The 457-nt window shown below is 65.9% G+C and carries 1 protein-coding gene; it reads right to left on the bottom strand.

All coding sequences use genetic code 11. The annotated features are described in order from the left end of the window. On the bottom strand, positions 1 to 457 hold a 457-nt coding region (locus tag EOE48_RS28790; RefSeq protein WP_187371598.1), incomplete at both ends, for a sigma 54-interacting transcriptional regulator.

The following is a 457-nucleotide window of genomic DNA, read 5'->3' as shown; positions in this document are numbered from 1 at the left end:
CACGAACGGCCCCTGTTGGCGCGGGCTGGCATGGTGCATGCTCTGCGCCAGCAACTCCTTGCCGGTACCGCTTTCGCCAGTGATCAGCACCGTGGCGTCGGCCTGTGCGTAACGCTGAGCCAGGTTGAGGATGGCGCGAAATGCCGGCGCGTCACCGAGCAGTTGCTCGAAGCGATGGCGCGCCTTGAACGGGCGCGTATCGGGTTGTTCAAGGCTGCGCCGTGGCAGGCGGCGTGTGGGGGCGCCACCAGCCTTGGCACTCAGGGTCACCAGGCTGTCGAATGTATGGCGCAGGCTTTCGGCATCCAGCGCCAGTACCCCTTGGGCACCTGCTGCGACGGCCAACTGGCATACCGTTGGCGAGCCGATGATCACCTCGAAGCCATCCGCGACCAAGCGTTCGACCTGATCCCGGGCCTGCTCCAGGCTGGTGTAGGTCTGCTCGCGAATCTGCAGG

The organism is Methylobacterium oryzihabitans (genome assembly GCF_004004555.2).
GTDB lineage: Bacteria > Pseudomonadota > Alphaproteobacteria > Rhizobiales > Beijerinckiaceae > Methylobacterium > Methylobacterium oryzihabitans.
Note: the sequence above shows the minus strand (reverse complement) of the source record. Positions and strands in the feature narration are given on the sequence as shown.